This window comes from Streptomyces sp. NPDC090499 (assembly GCF_044769305.1).
In the GTDB taxonomy this organism is placed as follows: domain Bacteria; phylum Actinomycetota; class Actinomycetes; order Streptomycetales; family Streptomycetaceae; genus Streptomyces.
In genome coordinates, this window is sequence record NZ_JBIVXP010000003.1 from 758,094 (window position 1) to 780,109 (window position 22,016).

The window sequence follows — 22,016 nt, forward strand, 5'->3', positions numbered from 1 at the left end:
GCCAGCCGCGCCAGCCGGGCCAGCCGGGCCAGCCTGGTGGGCCGCGTCGCCGCATCGCCGCGGATCAGAACGCGTACGGATCCCCCGTCGCCAGCACCAGCACCCGCTGCTCGTCGTTCGTACGGTCCTGGTCCACCGCACCCCCGCCCCACGCCACGTCCACCGCCAGCGTCACCTCCGCGGGCCGCTCCCGCAGCCGTACCGGCACCACCAGCTCCTCCCCCGGCAGCTCGACCGCCAGCGGCCCGGTCTCGCACACCACCTCCCGGTCGCCGGTGCGCGCGCACCCGGCCGGCAGCTGCTGCGCGTCGGCCAGCGGCGCCGACGAAGCCAGCCGCACGCTGGCCCCGGTCACCCCGTCCGGCCCGTGGTTGCGCGGAGTCACCCGGACCTCCACCAGGTCACCGGTCAGCACCGCGGACCCGTGCACCTCCAGGTCCGCGCTCCCGGCCCAGGCGGCACCACCGCCCCCCACGACCAGCACACCCACCGCCACCGCCACCGCACCGGCCACCGCCGGCCCACCACGACGCATCGCCATGCCACCCGTCCCGTCCGACTCCGGCATCCGTAACCTGCTCTCGTACGGATGTATGCCACCCGGACCGCGCCGCAGGCGCCCCCCATCAGGTGACACCCGTCGGACATGGCACGCTGCACGCATGCTCATCCTCCGCTCCGCCGCCCTGTTCGTGGTCGCCGCGTTCTTCGAGATCGGCGGCGCCTGGCTGGTCTGGCAGGGCGTACGCGAGCACCGCGGCTGGCTCTGGATCGCCGGCGGCATCCTCTCCCTGGGCGCCTACGGCTTCGTCGCCACCTTCCAGCCGGACGCCCACTTCGGCCGCATCCTCGCCGCGTACGGCGGCATCTTCGTCGCCGGCTCGATCCTGTGGGGCGTCGTCGCGGACGGCTACCGCCCGGACCGCTGGGACCTCACGGGCGCGGCGGTCTGCCTCGCGGGCATGGCACTGATCATGTGGGCACCACGCAACGGAGGGTGACCCTGCCCGCCTCCAGGGGCGCGAGGAACCGCGCGGCCGGCCCCCACCCACCCGCAGCCGCCGAACGACCGAAACGACCCCCCGCCTATCCTTGACACAGGCAAACCCGCACACCGAAACCCGCTGAGGAGCACATCCCCATGGCCCCCTCCCCCATCGCGGTCGTCACCGGTGCCAGCAGCGGCATCGGCGCCGCCACCGCCCGCCGGCTCGCCGAGGCCGGCTACCGCGTCGTCCTCACCGCCCGCCGGGAGGACCGCATCGAGGCCCTGGCCAAGGAGATCAACGACGCCGGCCACCAGGCCACCGCCTATCCCCTCGACGTGACGGACCGCGCGGCCGTGGACGAGTTCGCCACCGCCTTCACGTCGGTCGCGGTCCTCGTCAACAACGCCGGCGGAGCCCTCGGCGCCGACCCGGTCGCCACCGGCGACCCGGCCGACTGGCGCACGATGTACGAGACGAACGTCATCGGCACCCTGAACGTCACCCAGGCGCTGCTGCCCAGGCTGGAGGCGAGCGGCGACGGCACGGTGGTCGTGGTCTCCTCCACCGCCGGCCACGCCACCTACGAGGGCGGCGCCGGCTACGTCGCCGCCAAGCACGGCGCGCACGTCCTCGCCGAGACCCTCCGCCTGGAGATCGTCGGCAAGCCGGTCCGGGTCATCGAGATCGCCCCCGGCATGGTCAGGACGGACGAGTTCGCGCTGACCCGCTTCGGCGGCGACGAGGAGAAGGCCGCGAAGGTCTACCAGGGCGTCGCCGAGCCCCTCACCGCGGACGACGTCGCCGACACCATCACCTGGACGGTGACCCGCCCGAGCCACGTCAACATCGACCTCCTCGTCGTCCGCCCCCGCGCCCAGGCCTCCAACACCAAGGTCCACCGGGACCTCTGATGCCGGCCGAGGACGACGCCGCGGCGGCCCTGGAAAGGCAACTGGAAAAGGGCCGCCTGGAGCAGGAGACGAAGAACGAACGCCAGGTCTGGTACTTCCTCGCCTACTTCCTCTTCGGAATCCACGTCATCGCGTTCGTGATGATCTACGCGGTCCGGCACGCGAAGTGACGGACCGCGCGGTCACCCCTTGACGCAGACGACCTGCTTGAGCTTGGCCACGACCTCGACGAGGTCCCGCTGCTGGTCGATGACCTGGTCGATCGACTTGTACGCTCCCGGGATCTCGTCCACGACACCGGAGTCCTTGCGGCACTCCACGCCCCGGGTCTGCTCCTCCAGGTCCCGGGTCGAGAACCGGCGCTTGGCCGCGGTGCGGCTCATCCGCCGGCCGGCGCCGTGCGAGGCCGAGTTGAAGGACAGCGGGTTGCCGAGGCCCTTCACGATGTACGAACCGGTGCCCATGGACCCCGGGATGATCCCGAACTCCCCGCTCCCCGCCCGGATCGCGCCCTTGCGGGTGACCAGCAGGTCCATCCCGTCGTAGCGCTCCTCGGCGACGTAGTTGTGGTGGGCGCTGATCTCCGGCTCGAAGGCCGGCCTGGCCTTCCTGAACTCCTTGCGGACCACGTCCTTCAGGAGCGCCATCATCAGCGTGCGGTTGTGCTTCGCGTACTCCTGCGCCCAGAACAGGTCGTTGCGGTACGCCGCCATCTGCGGGGTGTCCGCGACGAAGACGGCGAGGTCGCGGTCGACGAGGCCCTGGTTGTGCGGGAGCTTCTGGGCCACGCCGATGTGGTGTTCGGCGAGTTCCTTGCCGATGTTCCGGGAACCGGAGTGCAGCATCAGCCACACCGCACCGGTCGTGTCCGTGCACACCTCGACGAAGTGGTTGCCCGACCCGAGCGTTCCCATCTGCTGATGAGCCCGCTCCTGACGGAATTTGACCGCGTCGGCGACCCCGTCGAACCGCCCCCAGAACTCCCCCCACCCGGTCGTGGCCAGCCCGTGGAGGTCCCCCGGCTCCACCGGCTCCGCGTGCATCCCCCGGCCCACCGGAATCGCCTGCTCGATCTTCGAGCGCAGCCGGGACAGGTCCCCCGGCAGATCGTTCGCCGTGAGAGAGGTCTTCACCGCGGACATGCCGCAGCCGATGTCCACCCCGACCGCCGCCGGGCACACCGCGCCCTGCATCGCGATGACGGACCCGACCGTCGCGCCCTTCCCGTAGTGGACGTCCGGCATCACCGCCAGGCCCTTGATCCACGGCAGGGTCGCGACGTTGCGCAGCTGCTGGAGCGCGACGTCCTCGACGGTCGCCGGGTCGGTCCACATCCGGATGGGCACCTTCGCGCCCGGTATCTCCGCGTACGACATGTCTTCCTCATTCCCCCGCGGACAGCACATCAAAAAGGAAAAAAAGTCTTTAATTTCAACAAAACGCAAATGCGGCGCCAGAGGCCCGGAAACCAGACAGCGGACCGGCGTTCACAGCAGTGCGTGCGATAGACATTGTCTCCAGGGGACGCCCCGCTGCGGCAAGCGATTAACCAGCGGGGACACTGGAGCAGGACCGAGCGGACCAGTGAACGGAAGGAGCCTGACCGTGCAGCGGAAGGCGTACGCAACCGGCATCGCCGCCCTTCTCGCGGCCCTGCTGGCCGGCTGCACGAGCGGTTCCAGCGGCGGCGACGACACGAGCGACAAGAACGCGGACACCAGCACCGCCACCGTCGCCGCCCAGCCCGGCAAGTACCGCACCCTCCCGGAGGCCTGCGGCGCGGTCAGCCACGACACCCTCGACTCGCTGCTGCCGGGCATCGCCCAGATCACCGACGAGGAGCAGCGCGACAGGGCGTACGCGGGCGACGCGGCGCTCACCTACGACACCGACCGCAAGGTCGGCTGCCGTTGGAAGGTCGAGTCCACCGACGCCACGGACCGGCTGTCCGTCGATTTCGAGCGTGTGGTGTCGTACGACAACGCGGTCAGCGACGACAACGAGGCGCAGACGATCTACACGCAGCTGGAGGCGGCGGCGGACATCCCCGAGTCCGCGCCCACCAGCCCGGCCGAGACGGAATCACCGTCGGCGTCGGGGTCGGACTCCCCCTCCCCGTCCGCCTCGAACTCCGCGTCGCCCACCGGATCCGCCGCCCCCTCCTCCCCGGCTTCCGGCTCCGCCTCGACCTCCGCCTCGCCCTCCACCACCCCGGCCGGCCTCCAGCCGCGCACCCTCTCCGATCTCGGCGACGAGGCGTATCTCGACGACCAGCTGAGCGGCTCGGGTTCGACGGCCGAACAGCGGACGGTGACTGTGGTGTTCCGCACGTCCAACGTCGTCGTGACCATCGTGTACGAGGAGCAGCCGATGGCCACCGGGACGGTGCCGGACAGCAAGGAAATGCAGGACAGGGCGCAGAATCTGGCGGGACAGCTGGCCGAGGCGCTCAACGGCTGAGGGCTCCGGCACGCCCTCCGCGCCCCGCCCGCAAAGGACCTGAACCGGAACCGCACAGCTTCCTCACCGCGTACCGTGGCCCCTCGGACCCGATCCGACCGCAGGAACCCCGAACGTGTGAGTGAAGGAACCATGCAGCGAGTAGCAGTCCAGTCAGACGACCAGCGTGCCCGGAACGGGCGGAAGGCACAGCGGCGGGCAGGGCGCCTGCGCCGCGGTCTCGTCTGCGTGGCCGCCGTCCCCGCCGTGGCGCTGTTCGCGACGGCCTGCTCCTCGGACTCGGACGCCGCCGCGCAGGGGACGGGCAGCGGTTCGGACTCCGCCGCCGGGTCGACCGACGCGGGCGGCTCCTCGGCGGCTTCGCCGACCGTTCAGGCGGCGAAGTACGCGAAGCTGCCGCAGCCGTGTGCGGTGCTGTCGAAGCAGACGCTCACCTCGCTCGTACCGAAGGGCGTGAAGTCGGGCAAGGAGGGCAAGTCGGACGACGTGGCCACGCGGGGCAGTTGCTCGTGGAGCAGTCTGGACAGCAAAGGCGTGAAGGGCTCGCAGTTCCGCTGGCTCAACATCTCCTTCCTGCGCTTCGACTCGGACGCCGGCCGGGGTTCGGGGGACAAGCAGGCGGAGGCGTACTACGCGAGCCAGGTGCAGGCCGCCCAGTCGGTGGCGGGTGCGAAGAACACCAAGTCGGTGCCGGTGGCCGGGGCCGGGGACCAGGCGACGGCGGTGCGCTACGACCTGAAGAAGAAGGAAGGCGCCTTCAAGCAGCAGACGGTCGTGGCCCGGGTCGCGAACGTGGTCGTCACCCTGGACTACAACGGTGCGGGTCTGGCGGGCGCGAAGGCGCCGGACGCGGACGCTCTGACAAAGGTGGCGGAGAAGGCGGCCGCGGAGGCGGTGACGTCGGTGGCTACGGCCAACGGCGCGGCTCCCGCACCGAGTTCACCTGCGGCGACACCCTCGAAGTCGGCCTCCAGGTCGGCCTCGCCGTCCGCCTCGGCATCCAAGTCGTCAGCCAAGAAGAGCTGACCGGCCATACGTACGCCGGACTGATGTGCCACCCTGTTGCGCGCAACAACTGGCAAGGGGAGGGGAGTACCGGTGGCCGCGCCCATGCAGCTGACTCGGATGCACCGCGTTCTCATCGGCGTGGTCGTGACCGGCGCGATGATCATCGCCGGTATCGGCTTCGCCGGCTCGTACGCGGCCGTCCGTGAGCTGGCCATCAAGAAGGGTTTCGGGAACTTCGCCTATGTGTTCCCGATCGGCATCGACGCGGGCATCTGCGTCCTGCTCGCCCTTGACCTGCTGCTGACCTGGATCCGCATCCCCTTCCCGCTGCTGCGGCAGACGGCCTGGCTGCTGACCATCGCGACGATCGCCTTCAACGGCGCGGCCGCCTGGCCGGACCCGCTGGGTGTGGGCATGCACGCGGTGATCCCGATCCTGTTCGTGGTCGCCGTCGAGGCGGCCCGGCACGCGATCGGCCGGATCGCCGACATCACGGCGGACAAGCACATGGAGGGGGTGCGCCTCACCCGCTGGCTGCTCTCCCCGGTGCCGACCTTCCTGCTGTGGCGCCGGATGAAGCTGTGGGAGCTGCGCTCCTACGACCAGGTCATCAAGCTGGAGCAGGAACGCCTCGTCTACCAGGCGAGACTCCGTTCCCGCTTCGGCCGGGCCTGGCGCAGGAAGGCTCCCGTGGAGTCCCTGATGCCCCTGCGGCTGGCCAAGTACGGCGTCCCGCTGGCGGACACGGCCCCGGACGGTCTGGCGGCGGCGGGCATCGACCTGCCGGCGCTGCTGCCGGCCCCGGCACCCGCGGTGGCGGCGGCCGTTCCCGCCCCGGTGGCACCGCAGGACGAGCAGCGCCCCGCGCTGGTCCCCGCCCCGCGCACCGAGCAGCCCGCACCGCAGCCGGTGCCCGATCCGGAGGTCAACCCCTGGCTGCAGGCCAGGAACCCGCAGCAGATCGAGTACCAGGGCGGCTACGACCCCACGTACGAGCCGCCGTACGAGCCGCCGTACACCGAGGAGCAGTACGCGGCCTGGTACGAGCAGGAGCAGCTGCGCTACCAGCAGGAGCAGTACCAGCAGGAACAGCTCCCCCAGGCGCCCCAGGAGCAGCAGGTGCTCCCCGAGGAGTCCCCGTCGGAGACGACCGGCAGCTTCCCCATCCCGTCCGGTCCGGGCCGCACCCGTGAGCTCGGCGAGGGCGGCGGCCCGCCGGAGCCGACCGAAGAGGACTTCTACCTGGTCTTCAAGAAGTCGATAGACGGCGGTTACCCCAGCTCCAGCCAGTTCCGGGGCGACGTGGAGGCGACCTTCGGCACCACGCTCCCGCAGCGCGAGGCCGACCGCATGGTCAACCGTTTCACCAACCGCCACACGGCGGAGCTGCAGGACGACCACATCGCCTAGGCCGACCGCCGGTCCACGGCATGCGGAAGGGGCCCCCGGAGAACCGGGGGCCCCTTCGCCGTGTCGGCTCTGCGCGCCGTGCCGGCCCTATGCGCCGAGCAGGGCCCGCACCCGCTCCTGCCCGACCGCGAGCAGCAGCGTGGGCAGCCGGGGGCCGGTGTCCCGCCCGACCAGCAGGTGGTAGAGCAGGGCGAAGAACGTCCGCTGGGCCGTCTTGATCTCCGGCGGCAGTTCCTTCGGGGTGGCGTCGGCGGAGAACCCGGCCTGGACCTTGGGCACGCCGTAGACGAGGTGGGTGAGCCCGTCCAGCGACCAGTGCTCGGCGAGGCCGTCGAGCAGGAGCCGCACGGACTGCTGGGACGCCTCGTCGAGGGACTTCAGCAGTTCGGCGTCGGGCTCGTCGCGCACGATCGTCCGCTGGTCGGCCGGCACCTGGGTGTTGATCCAGGCCTCGGCCCTGTCGTACCGCGGCCGGGCCTCGTCCACCGAGCCCAGCGGGTTCGCCGGGTCCAGTTCGCTGAGGATGCGCAGCGCCTGGTCCTCGTGCCCGGCGGTGATGTCCGCGACGGAGGCCAGGGTCCGGTACGGCAGCGGGTGCGGCGTCCGGGGCAGCTCGCCGGCGGCCGTGCGGACGGCACGCGCGTGCGCGGCGACGTCACCGGGCAGCGCGGAACCGTCCGCGACCTTCCCGTCGAGCTTGTCCCACTCGTCGTAGAGCCGCTGGATCTCCTGGTCGAAGGCGATCTTGAAGGACTGGTTGGGCCTGCGGCGGGCGTAGAGCCAGCGCAGGATCTGCGGCTCCATGATCTTCAGCGCGTCGCCCGGAGTGGGCACCCCGCCCCGCGAGGACGACATCTTCGCCATGCCGCTGATGCCCACGAAGGCGTACATGGGCCCGATGGGCTGCTTGCCGCCGAAGATCCCGACGATCTGCCCGCCGACCTGGAACGACGAACCCGGCGACGAGTGGTCGACACCGCTCGGCTCGAAGATCACGCCCTCGTAGGCCCACCGCATCGGCCAGTCGACCTTCCAGACCAGCTTGCCGCGGTTGAACTCGCTGAGCCGGACGGTCTCGGTGAAGCCGCAGTCGGTGCAGACGTACGTCAGCTCGGTGCTGTCGTCGTCGTACGCGGTGACGGTCGTCAGGTCCTTCCCGCAACCGCCGCAGTACGGCTTGTACGGGAAGTACCCGGCGGAGCCGGACGAGCCGTCGTCCTCGCTCGCCGCGCCCGAGCCCTCCTCGGCCTCCAGCTCGGCCTCGTCGACGGCCTTCTGCTGCTGCTTCTTGGGGGCCTTCTTCGTCCGGTACTGCTCCAGCACCGCGTCGATGTCGCCCCGGTGCTTCATGGCGTGCAGCACCTGCTCGCGGTACACACCGGACGTGTACTGCGCCGTCTGGCTGATCCCGTCGAACTCCACACCGAGCTCGGCCAGCGACGCGACCATCGCGGCCTTGAAGTGCTCGGCCCAGTTCGGGTACGCGGAGCCCTCCGGGGCGGGCACGGAGGTCAGCGGCTTGCCGATGTGCTCGGCCCAGCTCCCGTCGACCCCGGCGATGCCGGCGGGCACCTTGCGGTACCGGTCGTAGTCGTCCCAGGAGATCAGGTGCCGGACCTGGTACCCGCGCCGCCGGACCTCGTCCGCGACCAGGTGCGGGGTCATGACCTCGCGGAGGTTGCCGAGGTGGATGGGCCCGGACGGCGAGAGCCCGGACGCGACGACGACCGGTTTGCCCGGGGCCCGACGCTCCGACTCCTCGATGACCTCGTCCGCGAAACGGGAGACCCAGTCGGTGGTCTCGGTGCTCTGAGCCACGATCGGCACGTCCTTCTTTCTGGCGCGGGACAGCCGGTACGGTCGCACGGCTGACCGCTCCATTCTCCCAGCCGAGATGCAATCCACGAAAACGAGTTACCGCCGCACCCCTGATCGGCGGCGCAGCCGCCGTCCGGGGGCGCGGGGAACTGCGCGGCCAGCCCCCACCGGGCCGCACCCGGCAGCACACCGACCCCACCACCCCCGTAGCCGCAAAAACCCCTTTACCCCCCGTGAAATACTGGATCCGTCTACCCGCACCCACGAGGAGAACGGCTCCCACCCCATGGCCCCGGTCACGCCCCTCAGCGCCTCCGTCAACCAGCAGCTCACCGACGCCCTCGCTGCCGCCCTGCCGGAGGCCGTCGTCGATCCGCTGCTGCGACGCAGCGACCGGGCCGACTACCAGGCGAACGGCATCCTCGCCGCCGCCAAGAAGGCCAAGGCGAACCCGCGGGAGCTGGCGACGCAGGTCGTCTCCCACATCACCACCGGTGCGGACCTGATCCAGGACGTCGAGGTCTCCGGCCCCGGCTTCCTGAACCTCACCCTGTCCGACAGGGCGATCACCGCGAACCTGGCCGCGCGGTACGCGGACGCCGACCGGCTCGGCGTTCCCCCGAAGGCGGACCCGGGCCTCACGGTCATCGACTACGCCCAGCCGAACGTCGCCAAGGAGATGCACGTCGGCCACCTGCGGTCCGCGGTGATCGGCGACGCCCTGCGCGGCATGCTCGACTTCACCGGCGAGCGGACGGTCGGCCGGCACCACATCGGCGACTGGGGCACCCAGTTCGGCATGCTCATCCAGTACCTGATCGAGAACCCGGACCAGCTGTCCGCGGAGACCGACACGGACGGCGAGCAGGCCATGTCGAACCTGAACCGGGTCTACAAGGCGTCCCGGGCGGTCTTCGACGCGGACGAGGCGTTCAAGGAGCGGGCGCGCAAGCGGGTGGTCGCCCTCCAGTCCGGCGACAAGGAGACCCTGGACCTGTGGCAGCGGTTCGTGGACGAGTCGAAGGTCTACTTCTACTCGGTCTTCGAGAAGCTGGACATGGAGATCCGGGACGACGAGATCGTCGGCGAGTCGGCGTACAACGACGGCATGCCGGAGACCGCCCGGCTCCTGGAGGAGATGGGCGTCGCGGTCCGCTCCGAGGGCGCACTGGTCGTCTTCTTCGACGACATCCGGGGCAAGGACGACCAGCCGGTCCCGCTGATCGTGCAGAAGGCGGACGGCGGCTTCGGCTACGCGGCCTCCGACCTGACGGCGATCCGCAACCGGGTCCAGGACCTGCACGCCACGTCTCTGATCTACGTCGTGGACGTCCGCCAGTCCCTCCACTTCAAGATGGTCTTCGAGGCGGCGCGGCGGGCGGGCTGGCTCACCGACGCGGTCACCGCGCACAACATGGGCTACGGCACGGTGCTGGGCGCGGACGGCAAGCCGTTCAAGACGCGTGCGGGTGAGACCGTGCGGCTTGAGGACCTGCTGGACGAGGCCGTGCAGCGGGCCGCCGAGGTGGTCCGGGAGAAGGCGCAGGACCTGACCGAGGACGAGATCCAGGAGCGGGCCACGCAGGTCGGCATCGGCGCGGTGAAGTACGCCGACCTGTCCACGTCCCCCAACCGGGACTACAAGTTCGACCTGGACCAGATGGTCTCGCTGAACGGCGACACGTCCGTCTACCTCCAGTACGCGTACGCCCGGATCCGGTCGATCCTCCGCAAGGCGGGCGAGGTCCGGCCGGCCGCCCACCCGGAGCTGGAACTGCACGCGGCGGAGCGGGCGTTGGGCCTGCACCTGGACGCCTTCGGCGACACGGTCTTCGAGGCGGCCGCGGAGTACGCCCCGCACAGGCTGGCCGCGTACCTGTACCAGCTGGCGTCCCTCTACACGTCCTTCTACGACAAGTGCCCGGTCCTGAAGGCCGACACCCCGGACCAGGTCGAGAACCGCCTCCTCCTGTGCGACATCACGGCCCGCACCCTCCACCAGGGCATGTCCCTGCTGGGCATCAGGACGCCCGAGCGGCTCTGACCGTTTCGCGATCAGAGCTCGTCCAGATCGTCTCCGCCACGGGCGCTGTCCTCCGCGTACAGCGCCCGTGGCGTCCCGCAACAGCCCCGCCGCCTGGGCCGCCTGGGCCGCCTTCACCGTCTCCGTGGGGTAACCGCGTCCGGCGTTGTCAGTGGCGCCCCTTACAGTCATCGCCATGGCGACTCTTCCCAACCCGCTGCCCAAGCTGGCAACCGACCCGAGTGGTCGGTCGCTCGGGCTCCAACTCCCGCCCGGGACCCTGCTCGACGACACGCTCGACGGCCCGTGGCACGCGCCGCTGCTGTGGTATGCCGGGCAGCCCGCCGGGCCCGGGACCTGGACGGCGCTGGGCGCGCAGGCCGCCCGTGCGGGGCTGCTGCCGGTGCTCATCGACGTGTCCGAGCTCGACGACTGGGACTTCGCGCCCGGGGAGACGTCGTATCCGGGGGACCACGACGCCGACGAGGTGCTGGAGGACTACTGGGAGGAGGACCCGCCGGAAGGCGAGGAGTGGCCGGGGCTCGCTCCCTCCACGGCGCTGGTCGCCGACCCGGACTCGCGGGCCGCGGACGTCGCCGACGCGCTGAGCCAGGGGCGGCCCTGGCTGAAGGAGCCGCATCTGGCGCTGGTGTCCGCCCGGCGCAGCGCGGACATACCGGCGGCCATCGGCTGGAGCGGCCCGGTGAACTACGAGGAGGACGTGGCCCGGCTGTCCGCGGTGCTGCGCTCCTGGGAGGACCGGTTCGGCGTCCGGCTGGTGGCGCTCGGCTTCGACCACCTCGCGCTCTCCGTCGCCGCCCCGCCCGCCGACCTCGACGAGGCGGAGGCGGTCGCCGCCGAACACTTCGCCTTCTGCCCGTACGCCGTCCTGCCGGGCTCCGACGACACCCTCTCGTCGTACGCCGAGCAGCTGGTCGGCGAGCGGCTGTGGCACTTCTGGTGGGATTAGCGCCCCGAAGCGAACCGCGTTACCAGCGGACCGCTCAGCCGCCCAGCCCCTTCGCCAGCCTACGCAGCCCCTCCCCGATCTCCTCCGGCGTCTGCGTCACGAAGCACAGCCGCAGCGTCGAGCGGTCGGGGTCGGCGGCGTAGAAGGGCTCGCCGGGGACGTAGGCCACGTTCTGCTCCACCACCCGGCGGAGCAGCGCGGTGGTGTCGTACGACGACGGGAGCCTGGCCCAGAGGAACATGCCGCCCTCGGGCCGGTTCCAGGTGGAGCCGGCCGGGAGGGCGTCGGCCAGGCCGGCGAGCATCGCGTCCCGGCGTTCGCCGTACACCGCGCGCACCTTGGCGACGTGGGCGTCCAGCACGTCCAGGTAGCGGGCGGCGGCGAGTTGGTTGAGGGTCGGGGTGTGCAGGTCGGCCGCCTGCTTGGCGACCGCGCAGGCGCGGCGCAGGGCGCCGGGGGCGCGGAGCCAGCCGAGCCGGAGGCCGGGCGCCATGACCTTGGAGAGGGAGCCGAGCAGGACCGTCCGGTCCTCGGCGCCGGGGAAGGACGCGATCCAGGGGACGTGGTCGCCGTCGTAGCGCAGTTCGCCGTAGGGGTCGTCCTCGATGATCCACAGGCCGTGCCGGGCGGCGGCCGCGGCCAGGGCGGCGCGGCGGGCGGCGGGCACGGTGCGGCCGGTGGGGTTCTGGAAGGTCGGGACGAGGTAGAGGAGTTTGGGCCGTTCGGCACGGATCAGCTCCTCCAGGGCGGCCGGGTCCACGCCGTCCGCGTCGCCGGGCACGGGCAGCACGCGTGCGCCGGCCAGCCCGAACACCTGAAGTGCCGCGAGGTAGCAGGGACTTTCGACGAGGATCGTGTCGCCGGGGTCGATCAGGGCGCTCGCGAGGAGGGAGAGGGCCTGCTGGGAGCCGGTGGTGACGAGGAGGTCGTCGGCCTCGGTGGGCAGGCCCCGCGCGCAGACGCGTGCCGCGAGCCGCTGCCGCAGCGCCGGTTCACCCTCGGTCGTCGAGTACTGCAGGGCCCGCTCCGGCGTCTCCTCCAGCACCGTGCGGAAGGCGGCGGCGATGCCGTCCCGGTCGAAGAGTTCGGGGGCCGGGAGCCCGCCCGCGAAGTTGATCACCTCGGGCCGGGCGGTCACCGCGAGGATCTCCCGCACGGGTGACCCGCCGACGGTCCGGGACCGGGCCGCGAGCGGGGGCGGCGGGGCGGGGGCAGGGGTGAGGGTCATGGACGGCTCCTTGGGCTGATCCTCGTCTTGGCGGGAGCGTAGAGAGGTCCGTGCCGCCTACACCGATAATTCCGCGATCCGGACGGCCGTCCCGCACCGGCGTCGCGCGCTGCCGTCCCGTACTGCCGTCCCGCGGGACGGGATCCGCGCAGGTCACAGGGGTGGAACGGGCTCGGGCGTCCCGAATCTCCCGTCGGCTCTGGCGGTCCGGGCGGGCCGCCCCACAGGCTGAGGGCACGTCAATGCCCCGCCGTGCCACCTGCACCACCCCCACCGCGTCACCTGCACCCCGCCGCCGACCGCGCCGAGATCGTCAAGGGAGCCCTCGTATGTCCGCCACGCACCGCACCCCGGCCCCCGGCCGCCGCCGTCTGCTTGCGGCGGCCGCCCTGGCGCTGGTCGCCGCGACCGCACTGAGCGGGTGCCGGGACGGCCAGGGCGTACGCGACGAGGGCCCGTCCTCCTCCGCGGCCCGCGTCCGGCCCGGCGCCGATCCGGCCCGGTCCCCGGCGCCGGAGTCCGCCGGGTCGTCCGCGCGGAGGTCATGAGAGTGCCCCGGCGGAGTCCCGTCCGCCGGGGCGCTGTCCGGGGTGTGCCAGTCTCCGCGGTCAGCCCAGCATCCGGGCGGCCTCCACCGCCCAGTAGGTGAGGATGTTCTGCGCGCCGGCCCGCCTGATGCCGGTCAGGGTCTCCAGGATCGCGCGGTCGCGGTCGATCCAGCCCTTCTCTGCGGCAGCCTCGATCATCGAGTACTCGCCGGAGATCTGGTAGGCGGCGACCGGCACGTCCACCGAGTCGGCGACCCGCGCGAGGATGTCGAGGTAGGGCCCGGCCGGCTTGACCATCACCATGTCGGCCCCCTCCTCCAGGTCGAGGGCGAGTTCCCGCAGCGACTCCCGCACGTTGGCGGGGTCCTGCTGGTAGGTCTTGCGGTCGCCCTTCAGCGAGGACCCGACGGCCTCGCGGAAGGGGCCGTAGAAGGCGGAGGCGTACTTCGCGGTGTAGGCGAGGATCGCGACGTCCTCGCGCCCGATCTGGTCGAGCGCGTCGCGGACGACGCCGATCTGGCCGTCCATCATCCCGCTGGGCCCCACGACATGGGCGCCCGCGTCGGCCTGCACCTGGGCCATCTCGGCGTACCGCTCCAGCGTGGCGTCGTTGTCGACGCGGCCCTCGGCGTCGAGGACCCCGCAGTGCCCGTGGTCGGTCGTCTCGTCGAGGCAGAGATCGGACATCACGAGCAGGTCGTCGCCGACCTCGGCGCGCACGTCGCGGAGCGCGACCTGGAGGATCCCGTCGGGGTCGGTGCCGGGCGTGCCGAAGGCGTCCTTCCTGCTCTCCTCAGGCACCCCGAACAGCATGATCCCGGAGATGCCCGCCTCGACCGCCTCCGCGGCCGCCTTCTTCAGGCTGTCCCTGGTGTGCTGCACGACGCCGGGCATGGCGGTGATCGGCACCGGCTCGCTCACCCCCTCCCTGACGAACGCCGGGAGGATGAAGTCCGCGGGGTGCAGCCTGGTCTCGGCGACCATGCGCCGCATGACGGGGGTGGTCCGCAGCCGCCGCGGCCGCGTGCCGGGGAAGGAGCCGTACTTCGTCATGCCCTCTACGCTACGCCCGTCACAGGAGCCCCCTTGCCGACTCGGCGTCGGCGCCCCGGACCGCGTACGGGCAGGCGGGACGCCGACTGTGCGGGCCGGGAGGTCAGACCTCCAGCTCGGTCTCCAGCTTCTTGAGGCTGTGCCGGGCCAGTGCGAGGTTGCTGCGGCCGCGGTCCAGGGCGAGGTAGAGGAAGAGCGAGCCGCCGGCCTTGGTCAGGGGGCGGATCAGGTGGTACTGGCCGCCCAGCGTGATCAGGATGTCCTCGATCTCGTCGTCGAGGCCGATGGACTTCAGCGTGCGCTGCTTGGCGCGGACGACCTCGGTGTTCCCGGCCGCCGCCAGCTCCAGGTCCAGGTGCGGTCCGCCGCCCAGCACGCCGAGCGACATGCCGCTTTCGTAGTCGACCAGGGCGACCCCGACGGCCCCGTCGATGCTCATGGCTTCCTTGAGCGCTGTCTCGATGTTCACGCTGGTGCCCTCGATTTCCTTACGTGGGTCGACTCGGACGCAAGTAGTTCGACGGAGGTTGCTTCCTGACCTGTCCGAGTCCGAATAAACGTCAACTTTGGCCAGTGTTGCAACAGTTGGCAATAAAGTACTGTGCGACCGAGGGGTCAGGAGGGGGAACTCATGGCTTTGCTCGACACCGTCCTGCGCGACGTCGGACGGACGCCCGGCGTCACCGCGGCCGCCCTGCTGGACGGCGTGACCGGCCTCTCCTATGCCGAGTTCGGCGCCCCCGAACCGGCCCAGGACGCCCAGGAGACCGCCCACTCGGCGACCATGCACCTCAACATGGCCGGTTTCGAGGGCGAGTTGGAGAGCATCGTCGTCACCACCGCCGCCCACCACCATGTGACGGTCCGCGTCGACCGGCAGGGCGACCCGCTCCTGCTGTTCGCCCTGGTGGACCGGGACCGTACGAACATCACGTGGGCGCTGCGCGACCTCTCCGAGCACACGGACCGACTGCTCGCATGAGCCAGGAGACACCGACCGCCCGCAACGTCCCCGCCCTGCTCGCCGCCCTGCACGCCGAGAGGCGCTCCTGCGCCGTGCTGGTCTCCGGCACCCCGGGCGGTGTCATCCACGTCCGCGACGGCATGGTGGTCGGCATGGACACCCCCGGCGCCCCCGGCGTCGAGGTGCTCCTCCTCAAGTCACGCCGGATCAGCGAGGACGACTGGACGGCCGCCCGTGCCACCGGCACCGATCCCGCCCAACAGGCCCTGGAACTGGTCGCCCAGGGCCTGTTGGGCGCCACCGAACTGGAGATCACCGGCCGCGCGGCCCTCTTCGACGCGGCCTTCGCCCTGGCCCTGACCAGCCCCGACGGCTTTGAGGTGACGGATTCCCACCCCCTGCTCGACACGGGCGCCGCGGTACCGCCCGACCGCCTGGTCACCGAGAACACCCGCCGCATCCGCCTGCTGGCGAACGAACGCGGCGCCACCGCCCGCTTCGCCCGCGACCGCCTGGAACCGGCCCCGGCCGCCCGCGACCCCCGGCAGACCGCCCGCCTCTCGCCCCGCCACCGGACCCTCCTGACCGTCACCGACGGCCGCAGGACCCCCCGGGACATCGCCTTCGCCCTCGGCCGCGGCCTGTTCGCCGTCATGCTGGACCTCCGCGACCTCTTGTCCCTGGGCCTCCTCCAGTCCCCGTCCGCCATCCCGGCCGGCCGCCCGAGCACGGCCCCACGCACCCCGCCCGCTCCCCCCACGGCGGCACCGCACCCCTCGTCGCCCCCGCTCCCCCGCCGCAAACGCTAGTCCCGGGCCGCAGTGGCCCACGCACCACCGAGCACGACAGCACAGGAGGAAGCCACCATGAACGATCCCGTGCAGGACATCCTCGTCTCCCTGCGCGACCGGGTGATGGGCGTCCGAGAGTCCACCCTCGCCACCGTCGACGGGCTGGTGGTGGCCGGCGACACCGACAAGACCCACCCCGAGTCCATGGCCGCCCTGGCCGCCGCCGCCATCTCCCTCGGCCACCGCCTCGCCGACCAGGGCGACACCGGCACCCTCCGCCAGCTCACCGCCCGGTGCAGCGCGGGCCACGTCATCGTCACCGCCGTGGGCACCCGAGCCCTCCTCGCCGTCATCACCGACGAGGGCGTGGACGGCCTGGCCTTCGACCGCGAGATCCCCACGGTCATCGAGGACCTGAAGAAGGTCCTCGCCAACGACACTCCCTGAACAGAAGCGCGCCCCAAAGGGGCGCTGGGGGTCCCCCCGGCCGAAGGCTGGGGGAGGAACTGCGCGACCAGCCCCCACCGACCCGCGGACGACCGACGACCGACGGCACAGGAAAGGGGGCCCGGGGCGCAGCCCCGGACCCCCTCTCGCCGCAACAACTCACCTCACGTGGTGGTGCGCCGCCGCCGCGCCCCCGGCCGCCGCTCGCTCGGCCGGGTCACCGGATCCCCGGCCTCCAGCGCGCTCGCGCGCCTGCGCAGGCCGAACTCCGCCAGCGCCTCCGCCAGCTTCGCGGCCGACGGCTCCGGGGCCATCACGTCCACCCGCAGCCCGTGCTCCTCGGCCGTCTTGGCCGTGGCGGGCCCGATGCACGCGATCACCGTCACGTTGTGCGGCTTGCCGGCGATGCCCACCAGGTTCCGCACGGTCGACGACGACGTGAAGAGCACCGCGTCGAAGCCGCCGCCCTTGATCGCCTCCCGGGTGTCGGCCGGTGGCGGCGACGCCCGCACGGTGCGGTAGGCGGTCACGTCGTCCACCTCCCACCCGAGCTCGATGAGCCCGGCGACCAGCGTCTCGGTGGCGATGTCGGCGCGCGGCAGGAAGACGCGGTCGATCGGGTCGAAGACCGGGTCGTAGGGCGGCCAGTCCTCCAGCAGGCCAGCGGCCGACTGCTCGCCCGAAGGAACGAGATCCGGCTTCACACCAAAAGCCACCAGCGCCTTGGCGGTCTGCTCGCCGACCGCCGCGACCTTGATGCCGGCGAAGGCACGCGCGTCGAGCCCGTACTCCTCGAACTTCTCCCGCACCGCCTTGACGGCGTTGACCGACGTGAAGGCGATCCACTCGTACCGGCCGGTGACGAGCCCCTTCACCGCCCGCTCCATCTGCTGGGGCGTGCGCGGCGGCTCGACGGCGATGGTCGGCACCTCGTGCGGCACGGCCCCGTAGGACCGCAGCTGGTCGGAGAGGGAGGCCGCCTGCTCCTTCGTGCGCGGCACGAGCACCTTCCAGCCGAACAGCGGCTTGGACTCGAACCACGACAACTGGTCGCGCTGCGCGGCGGCGGACCGCTCACCGACCACGGCTATCACCGGCCGGCCGCCGTCCGGCGAGGGCAGCACCTTCGCCTGCTTCAGCGTCTGCGCGATGGTGCCGAGGGTGGCGGTCCAGGTGCGCTGCCGGGTCGTCGTACCGGCGACGGTGACCGTCAGCGGGGTGTCCGGCTTGCGGCCGGCGGCGACCAGCTCCCCGGCGGCCGCGGCCACCGAGTCGAGGGTCGTCGTCACGACCACCGTGCCGTCCGAGGCACCGACCTCGGTCCAGCACCGGTCCGAGGCGGTACGGGCGTCCACGAAGCGGACGTCCGCGCCCTGCGCGTCCCGCAGCGGCACACCGGCGTACGCCGGCACCCCGACCGCGGCCGCGACCCCGGGCACGACCTCGAAGGGCACACCCGCGGCCACGCAGGCGAGCATTTCCTCGGTCGCGTACGTATCAAGTCCCGGGTCCCCGGACACCGCACGGACGACCCGCCTGCCACCCCGTGCGGCCTCCATGACAAGATGAGCCGCATCCCGCACGGGCGGGAGGGAAGCGGTTGTTGACGCGCCGTCAACAACCTTGAGTTGAGGCGTGCCTGTGCCCGGATACGGGTCCGAGGACGGATCCGGATTCGTGGGCACGACGGAGACGCCCTGCCTGGCGTGGCTCCTGATCACGTCGAGCACGTCGTGCTCGGCGACCAGGACGTCCGCGCTGGACAGTGCCTCCACGGCACGCAAGGTCAGCAGTCCCGGATCCCCGGGTCCGGCACCCAGGAAGGTGACGTGCCCGTGTTCCAGGCCGGCGGGAAGGTTGGTGGGGCTCACTGTGCTCGCTCCCCCATCAGACCGGCCGCGCCCTGGGCAAGCATCTCGGTGGCGAGTTCGCGACCGAGCGCCGTCGCCTGGTCGTATGTCTCGGGCACGGGACCGGTGGTGGACATCTGCACCGTCCGGGTGCCGTCGGTCGTGCCGACGACTGCCCGCAGGCGCATTTCCTTGACAATCTGCCCGTCGGCCAGCAGGTCGGCAAGCGCGCCCACAGGGGCGGAGCAGCCGGCCTCCAGGGCGGCGAGCAGTGATCGCTCGGCGGTCACGGCGACCCGCGTCAGCGGATCGTCGAGTTCCCCGAGCAGGGCGATGAGCTCCGCGTTGTCCGCGGCGCACTCGATCGCCAGTGCCCCCTGGCCGGGGGCGGGCAGAACCGTGTCGACCGACAGGAAGTCGGTCACCTCGTCGATGCGGCCGATGCGGCTCAGGCCGGCCGCCGCCAGCACCACGGCATCGAGCTCGCCGTCGTGTATGTATCCGATCCGGGTGTCGACGTTCCCCCGGATCGGCACGGTCTCGATGTCCAGCCCGTGCGAGCGCGCGTACGCGTTCAGCTGCGCCGCACGGCGCGGCGAACCGGTGCCGATGCGCGCCCCGCGCGGCAGGTCGGTGAACTTCAGCGCGTCCCGGGCGACGATCACGTCCCGCGGGTCCTCGCGCACCGGTACGGCGGCCAGCACCAGCTCGTCGGGCTGGGTGGTCGGGAGGTCCTTCAGCGAGTGAACCGCGAAGTCGACCTCGCCGCGCAGCAGTGCGTCCCGCAGGGCGGTCACGAAGACGCCCGTGCCGCCGATCTGTGCGAGGTGCTCGCGGGAGGTGTCGCCGTACGTGGTGATCTCCACGAGTTCGACGGGCCGTCCGGTCACCCGGCTCACGGCCTCCGCCACCTGCCCGGACTGGGCCAGGGCGAGTCTGGACCGCCTGGTCCCCAGCCTCAATGGCGTCAGTGGATTGTCACTCATGCCGGTCGGTCCTTCTTGTCTGTGCTGTCCACGGCCCGGGAGACGGCGGCCACCGTCTCGGGGTCGAGGTCGAACAGGGTCCGCAGCGCGTCCGCGTACCCGGCGCCGCCGGGCTCGGCCGCGAGCTGCTTGACCCGTACGGTCGGCGCGTGCAGCAGCTTGTCGACGACCCGGTGCACGGCCTGCCGGATCTCGCCGCGCTGGCGCTCGTCCAGGTCGGGCAGGCGTCCGTCGAGCCGGGCGATCTCGCCCGCGACGACGTCGGCGGCCATCGTCCGCAGGGCCACCACGGTGGGCGTGATGTGCGCCGCCCGCAGGGCCGCGCCGAAGGCGGCGACCTCGTCCGAAACGATCCGCCGCACCTGGTCCACGTCGGCCGCCATCGGCGCGTCCGCGGACGCCTCCGCCAGCGACTCGATGTCCACGAGGCGCACCCCGGCCAGCCGGTGCACGGCCGCGTCGATGTCGCGGGGCATGGCGAGGTCGAGGAGGAACAGCGCGGGAGCGGGCCGGGCGAACCCGGCGACCGGCTCCGGCCTGCGCCGCTCCGGGATCCGGCCGACCCGGGCGGCGGCCGCGGCCAGCGCCCCGATCAGCTCGGCCTCGGCCTCGGGGCTCTCGGGCGTACGACGGCCGGCTTCCCGGATGTCGACGGTCCCGTTGTCCACCCAGGCCGCGTGCTGCTCCAGCTCCGCCGCGGCCATCCCGGCGACGGCGGCCTCGCCCATCACGGAGAAACCACTCTGCGCGGCGGTGAGGTCGAGGGGGCAGTTGTCGTCGTTCCCGAGTCCGGCACCGGGGCCGGCCGACGGCTGCTTCGGCGTCGGCGGTACGTCGATCTCGGCGACGGGCTCACCCGTACGGCCCTCGACCGCCGCCGCGACCACCTCCGCGGTCAGCACCAGCCCCGTGGCCCCGGTACAGGAGACGGCGACGTCGGCACGTGTCAGCTCGCCCGGCACCGCATCCATCGGTACCGCGCGGGCCGCCACGTCCGTGTCGTCGGCGTCGTTGAGGATCTGAGCCAGCCGCTCCGCACGGTCGTACGTGCGGTTCGCGACGACGATCTCCGCGACCCCCGCCCGCGCCAGCGTCGCCGCGGCCAGCGAGGACATCGACCCGGCGCCGATGACCAGCGCCTTCTTGCCCTTGGCCCAGTCCTGCACCTCGCCGCCCGCGGCCAGCTGCTCGAGACCGAAGGTGACCAGGGACTGTCCGGCCCGGTCGATCCCGGTCTCGGAGTGGGCGCGTTTGCCGACCCTGAGCCCCTGCTGGAACAGGTCGTTCATCAGCCGCCCGGCGCTGTGCAGCTCCTGCGCGCGGGCCAGGGAGTCCTTGATCTGCCCGAGGATCTGCCCCTCGCCGACCACCATCGAGTCCAGCCCGCAGGCCACCGAGAACAGGTGGTGGACGGCGCGGTCCTCGTAGTGCACGTAGAGATAGGGGGTGAGCTCGTCCAGTCCGACCCCGCTGTGCTGGGCGAGCAGCGTGGACAGCTCGGCGACCCCGGCGTGGAACTTGTCCACGTCGGCGTAGAGCTCGATGCGGTTGCAGGTGGCGAGGACCGCGGCCTCGGTGGCCGGCTCGGCGGCAACCGTGTCCTGGACCAGCTTGACCTGGGCGTCCGCGCCGAGCGCGGCCCGCTCCAGGACGCTGACCGGGGCGCTGCGGTGGCTCAGCCCCACGACGAGGAGACTCATGCGGGCATCACGGCGGGTACGTCCCCGTCGGGTCCCTGCTCGTCGGCGTCCCGGTGCGCCGCGACCGGCGGGGCCGTGTTCTCGTGCTCCTCGCCCGCCTTGCGCTGCTCGTGGAAGGCGAGGATCTGCAGCTCGATGGAGAGGTCGACCTTGCGCACGTCGACGCCGTCCGGGACGGAGAGCACGGTCGGCGCGAAGTTCAGGATGGAGGTGACCCCGGCGGCCACCAGCCGGTCGCAGACCTGCTGGGCGACGCCCGGCGGGGTGGTGATCACGCCGATGGAGACGCCGTTGTCGGAGATGATCTTCTCCAGGTCGTCGCTGTGCTGCACGGCGATCCCGGCGACCTGCCGTCCGGTCATCGCCGGGTCGGCGTCGATCAGGGCGGCGACCCGGAAGCCGCGGGAGGCGAACCCGCCGTAGTTGGCGAGGGCGGCGCCCAGGTTTCCGATACCGACGATCACAACCGGCCAGTCCTGGGTCAGGCCCAGCTCACGGGAGATCTGGTAGACGAGATACTCGACGTCGTAGCCGACACCGCGCGTTCCGTACGAACCCAGGTAGGAGAAGTCCTTGCGCAGCTTCGCGGAGTTGACTCCCGCGGCCGCGGCCAGTTCCTCCGAGGAGACCGTGGGGACCGAGCGCTCCGACAGTGCGGTCAGAGCACGGAGGTACAGCGGAAGCCGGGCGACGGTGGCCTCGGGGATCCCTCGGCTGCGGGTCGCCGGTCGGTGAGTTCGGCCAGTTGCCACGGTGCTCCAACAGGTTGAGCGGGGCTGCGGACGGTCACACGTACCCAGACCGCCCCGTCGACAGCAGGCTATGTCTTTGTGAACGCGTGCACAAAGATGGTGTCCGAT

The 22,016-nt window shown here is 71.8% G+C and carries 22 protein-coding genes; 12 read left to right on the forward strand and 10 right to left on the reverse strand.

The window, feature by feature from the left end; translation table 11 throughout:
• Window positions 1–64: 64 nt before the first annotated feature.
• A complete protein-coding gene (locus ACIQVL_RS15475) occupies window positions 65–541 on the reverse strand; it encodes a hypothetical protein (RefSeq protein ID WP_403433503.1) in 477 nt (158 codons plus the stop codon).
• A 121-nt stretch (window positions 542–662) separates the two neighbouring features.
• On the opposite strand from ACIQVL_RS15475, the gene ACIQVL_RS15480 reads away from it, so the two are divergent.
• The 3 genes from ACIQVL_RS15480 (at window position 663) to ACIQVL_RS15490 (ending at window position 2,070) form a co-directional block, all read left to right on the forward strand.
• Window positions 663–1,001 carry a YnfA family protein gene (locus ACIQVL_RS15480; RefSeq protein WP_403433500.1) on the forward strand — a complete coding sequence of 113 codons (339 nt, stop codon included), beginning with the start codon at window positions 663–665 and terminating at the stop codon, window positions 999–1,001.
• Window positions 1,002–1,141: 140 nt separating this feature from the next.
• The gene (locus ACIQVL_RS15485; protein ID WP_403433497.1) at window positions 1,142–1,900 is read left to right on the forward strand and encodes an SDR family NAD(P)-dependent oxidoreductase; all 759 of its coding nucleotides are present in this window, start codon (window positions 1,142–1,144) and stop codon (window positions 1,898–1,900) included.
• Complete coding sequence (locus ACIQVL_RS15490; protein WP_403433495.1) at window positions 1,900–2,070, forward strand: hypothetical protein; 171 nt, start codon at window positions 1,900–1,902, stop codon at window positions 2,068–2,070. The genes ACIQVL_RS15485 and ACIQVL_RS15490 overlap by 1 nt, the downstream gene beginning before the upstream one ends.
• 12 nt (window positions 2,071–2,082) lie before the next feature.
• Here the strand turns inward: ACIQVL_RS15490 and ACIQVL_RS15495 are convergent, their stop codons facing one another.
• The gene (locus ACIQVL_RS15495) at window positions 2,083–3,276 is read right to left on the reverse strand and encodes an RtcB family protein (protein ID WP_403475518.1); all 1,194 of its coding nucleotides are present in this window, start codon (window positions 3,274–3,276) and stop codon (window positions 2,083–2,085) included.
• A gap of 229 nt (window positions 3,277–3,505) precedes the next feature.
• Here ACIQVL_RS15495 and ACIQVL_RS15500 point away from each other — a divergent pair, with 229 nt between their 5' ends.
• The 3 genes from ACIQVL_RS15500 (at window position 3,506) to ACIQVL_RS15510 (ending at window position 6,778) form a co-directional block, all read left to right on the forward strand.
• A complete protein-coding gene (locus ACIQVL_RS15500) occupies window positions 3,506–4,360 on the forward strand; it encodes a DUF3558 domain-containing protein (RefSeq protein ID WP_403433490.1) in 855 nt (284 codons plus the stop codon).
• 132 nt (window positions 4,361–4,492) lie between these two features.
• Window positions 4,493–5,386, forward strand: a complete 894-nt coding sequence (locus tag ACIQVL_RS15505) for a DUF3558 family protein (RefSeq protein ID WP_403433487.1) — start codon at window positions 4,493–4,495, stop codon at window positions 5,384–5,386.
• Between the two features lie 84 nt (window positions 5,387–5,470).
• The gene (locus ACIQVL_RS15510) at window positions 5,471–6,778 is read left to right on the forward strand and encodes a DUF2637 domain-containing protein (RefSeq protein WP_403475519.1); all 1,308 of its coding nucleotides are present in this window, start codon (window positions 5,471–5,473) and stop codon (window positions 6,776–6,778) included.
• A gap of 87 nt (window positions 6,779–6,865) precedes the next feature.
• Here ACIQVL_RS15510 and lysS read toward each other — a convergent pair whose 3' ends face one another.
• Entirely contained in the window at window positions 6,866–8,605 is a 1,740-nt protein-coding gene (lysS, locus tag ACIQVL_RS15515; RefSeq protein ID WP_403434207.1) for a lysine--tRNA ligase, read from the reverse strand.
• A 277-nt stretch (window positions 8,606–8,882) separates the two neighbouring features.
• On the opposite strand from lysS, the gene argS reads away from it, so the two are divergent.
• Both argS and ACIQVL_RS15525 read left to right on the forward strand, forming a co-directional pair.
• Window positions 8,883–10,640: an arginine--tRNA ligase gene (argS, locus tag ACIQVL_RS15520; protein WP_403433481.1), complete on the forward strand. Its 1,758-nt coding sequence runs from the start codon at window positions 8,883–8,885 to the stop codon at window positions 10,638–10,640.
• Between the two features lie 175 nt (window positions 10,641–10,815).
• Window positions 10,816–11,589 carry a DUF4253 domain-containing protein gene (locus ACIQVL_RS15525; protein ID WP_403433478.1) on the forward strand — a complete coding sequence of 258 codons (774 nt, stop codon included), beginning with the start codon at window positions 10,816–10,818 and terminating at the stop codon, window positions 11,587–11,589.
• Between the two features lie 34 nt (window positions 11,590–11,623).
• On the opposite strand, the gene ACIQVL_RS15530 is transcribed toward ACIQVL_RS15525, so the two are convergent.
• Window positions 11,624–12,817 (reverse strand): PLP-dependent aminotransferase family protein, encoded by a 1,194-nt coding sequence (locus ACIQVL_RS15530; protein ID WP_403433475.1) that lies wholly within the window; start codon window positions 12,815–12,817, stop codon window positions 11,624–11,626.
• Window positions 12,818–13,146: 329 nt separating this feature from the next.
• Between ACIQVL_RS15530 and ACIQVL_RS15535 the strand changes: the two genes are divergently transcribed.
• The gene (locus ACIQVL_RS15535) at window positions 13,147–13,365 is read left to right on the forward strand and encodes a hypothetical protein (RefSeq protein ID WP_403475520.1); all 219 of its coding nucleotides are present in this window, start codon (window positions 13,147–13,149) and stop codon (window positions 13,363–13,365) included.
• Window positions 13,366–13,425: 60 nt separating this feature from the next.
• On the opposite strand, the gene hemB is transcribed toward ACIQVL_RS15535, so the two are convergent.
• Both hemB and ACIQVL_RS15545 read right to left on the reverse strand, forming a co-directional pair.
• Complete coding sequence (gene hemB, locus ACIQVL_RS15540) at window positions 13,426–14,418, reverse strand: porphobilinogen synthase (RefSeq protein ID WP_403433469.1); 993 nt, start codon at window positions 14,416–14,418, stop codon at window positions 13,426–13,428.
• A 103-nt stretch (window positions 14,419–14,521) separates the two neighbouring features.
• Window positions 14,522–14,887 (reverse strand): hypothetical protein, encoded by a 366-nt coding sequence (locus ACIQVL_RS15545; protein WP_403382962.1) that lies wholly within the window; start codon window positions 14,885–14,887, stop codon window positions 14,522–14,524.
• A 162-nt stretch (window positions 14,888–15,049) separates the two neighbouring features.
• Between ACIQVL_RS15545 and ACIQVL_RS15550 the strand changes: the two genes are divergently transcribed.
• From ACIQVL_RS15550 to ACIQVL_RS15560, 3 genes are read left to right on the forward strand one after another with little or no spacing between them, the layout of a single operon-like run.
• On the forward strand, window positions 15,050–15,400 hold the full coding sequence (locus ACIQVL_RS15550) for a hypothetical protein (RefSeq protein ID WP_403433466.1): 351 nt from the start codon (window positions 15,050–15,052) through the stop codon (window positions 15,398–15,400).
• Window positions 15,397–16,191 (forward strand): hypothetical protein, encoded by a 795-nt coding sequence (locus ACIQVL_RS15555; protein WP_403475521.1) that lies wholly within the window; start codon window positions 15,397–15,399, stop codon window positions 16,189–16,191. Before ACIQVL_RS15550 ends, ACIQVL_RS15555 begins: the two co-directional genes overlap by 4 nt.
• A gap of 57 nt (window positions 16,192–16,248) precedes the next feature.
• A complete protein-coding gene (locus ACIQVL_RS15560; RefSeq protein ID WP_403433460.1) occupies window positions 16,249–16,620 on the forward strand; it encodes a roadblock/LC7 domain-containing protein in 372 nt (123 codons plus the stop codon).
• A 164-nt stretch (window positions 16,621–16,784) separates the two neighbouring features.
• Here ACIQVL_RS15560 and ACIQVL_RS15565 read toward each other — a convergent pair whose 3' ends face one another.
• The 4 genes from ACIQVL_RS15565 to ACIQVL_RS15580 are packed head-to-tail and all read right to left on the reverse strand — an operon-like array spanning window position 16,785 to window position 21,908.
• The gene (locus ACIQVL_RS15565; protein WP_403433457.1) at window positions 16,785–18,491 is read right to left on the reverse strand and encodes a uroporphyrinogen-III synthase; all 1,707 of its coding nucleotides are present in this window, start codon (window positions 18,489–18,491) and stop codon (window positions 16,785–16,787) included.
• A complete protein-coding gene (gene hemC, locus ACIQVL_RS15570; protein WP_403433455.1) occupies window positions 18,488–19,456 on the reverse strand; it encodes a hydroxymethylbilane synthase in 969 nt (322 codons plus the stop codon). Before hemC ends, ACIQVL_RS15565 begins: the two co-directional genes overlap by 4 nt.
• On the reverse strand, window positions 19,453–21,156 hold the full coding sequence (locus tag ACIQVL_RS15575; RefSeq protein ID WP_403433452.1) for a glutamyl-tRNA reductase: 1,704 nt from the start codon (window positions 21,154–21,156) through the stop codon (window positions 19,453–19,455). Before ACIQVL_RS15575 ends, hemC begins: the two co-directional genes overlap by 4 nt.
• Complete coding sequence (locus tag ACIQVL_RS15580) at window positions 21,153–21,908, reverse strand: redox-sensing transcriptional repressor Rex (RefSeq protein ID WP_403433449.1); 756 nt, start codon at window positions 21,906–21,908, stop codon at window positions 21,153–21,155. Before ACIQVL_RS15580 ends, ACIQVL_RS15575 begins: the two co-directional genes overlap by 4 nt.
• Window positions 21,909–22,016 lie beyond the last annotated feature (108 nt).

Coding starts and splice junctions, on each gene's coding strand:
- ACIQVL_RS15475 (WP_403433503.1), bottom strand. CDS start 541: ATGGCGATGCGTCGTGGTGGGCCGGCGGTGGCCGGTGCGGTGGCGGTG.
- ACIQVL_RS15480 (WP_403433500.1), top strand. CDS start 663: ATGCTCATCCTCCGCTCCGCCGCCCTGTTCGTGGTCGCCGCGTTCTTC.
- ACIQVL_RS15485 (WP_403433497.1), top strand. CDS start 1,142: ATGGCCCCCTCCCCCATCGCGGTCGTCACCGGTGCCAGCAGCGGCATC.
- ACIQVL_RS15490 (WP_403433495.1), top strand. CDS start 1,900: ATGCCGGCCGAGGACGACGCCGCGGCGGCCCTGGAAAGGCAACTGGAA.
- ACIQVL_RS15495 (WP_403475518.1), bottom strand. CDS start 3,276: ATGTCGTACGCGGAGATACCGGGCGCGAAGGTGCCCATCCGGATGTGG.
- ACIQVL_RS15505 (WP_403433487.1), top strand. CDS start 4,493: ATGCAGCGAGTAGCAGTCCAGTCAGACGACCAGCGTGCCCGGAACGGG.
- ACIQVL_RS15510 (WP_403475519.1), top strand. CDS start 5,471: ATGCAGCTGACTCGGATGCACCGCGTTCTCATCGGCGTGGTCGTGACC.
- argS (WP_403433481.1), top strand. CDS start 8,883: ATGGCCCCGGTCACGCCCCTCAGCGCCTCCGTCAACCAGCAGCTCACC.
- ACIQVL_RS15525 (WP_403433478.1), top strand. CDS start 10,816: ATGGCGACTCTTCCCAACCCGCTGCCCAAGCTGGCAACCGACCCGAGT.
- ACIQVL_RS15530 (WP_403433475.1), bottom strand. CDS start 12,817: ATGACCCTCACCCCTGCCCCCGCCCCGCCGCCCCCGCTCGCGGCCCGG.
- ACIQVL_RS15535 (WP_403475520.1), top strand. CDS start 13,147: ATGTCCGCCACGCACCGCACCCCGGCCCCCGGCCGCCGCCGTCTGCTT.
- hemB (WP_403433469.1), bottom strand. CDS start 14,418: ATGACGAAGTACGGCTCCTTCCCCGGCACGCGGCCGCGGCGGCTGCGG.
- ACIQVL_RS15550 (WP_403433466.1), top strand. CDS start 15,050: ATGGCTTTGCTCGACACCGTCCTGCGCGACGTCGGACGGACGCCCGGC.
- ACIQVL_RS15555 (WP_403475521.1), top strand. CDS start 15,397: ATGAGCCAGGAGACACCGACCGCCCGCAACGTCCCCGCCCTGCTCGCC.
- ACIQVL_RS15560 (WP_403433460.1), top strand. CDS start 16,249: ATGAACGATCCCGTGCAGGACATCCTCGTCTCCCTGCGCGACCGGGTG.
- hemC (WP_403433455.1), bottom strand. CDS start 19,456: ATGAGTGACAATCCACTGACGCCATTGAGGCTGGGGACCAGGCGGTCC.
- ACIQVL_RS15575 (WP_403433452.1), bottom strand. CDS start 21,156: ATGAGTCTCCTCGTCGTGGGGCTGAGCCACCGCAGCGCCCCGGTCAGC.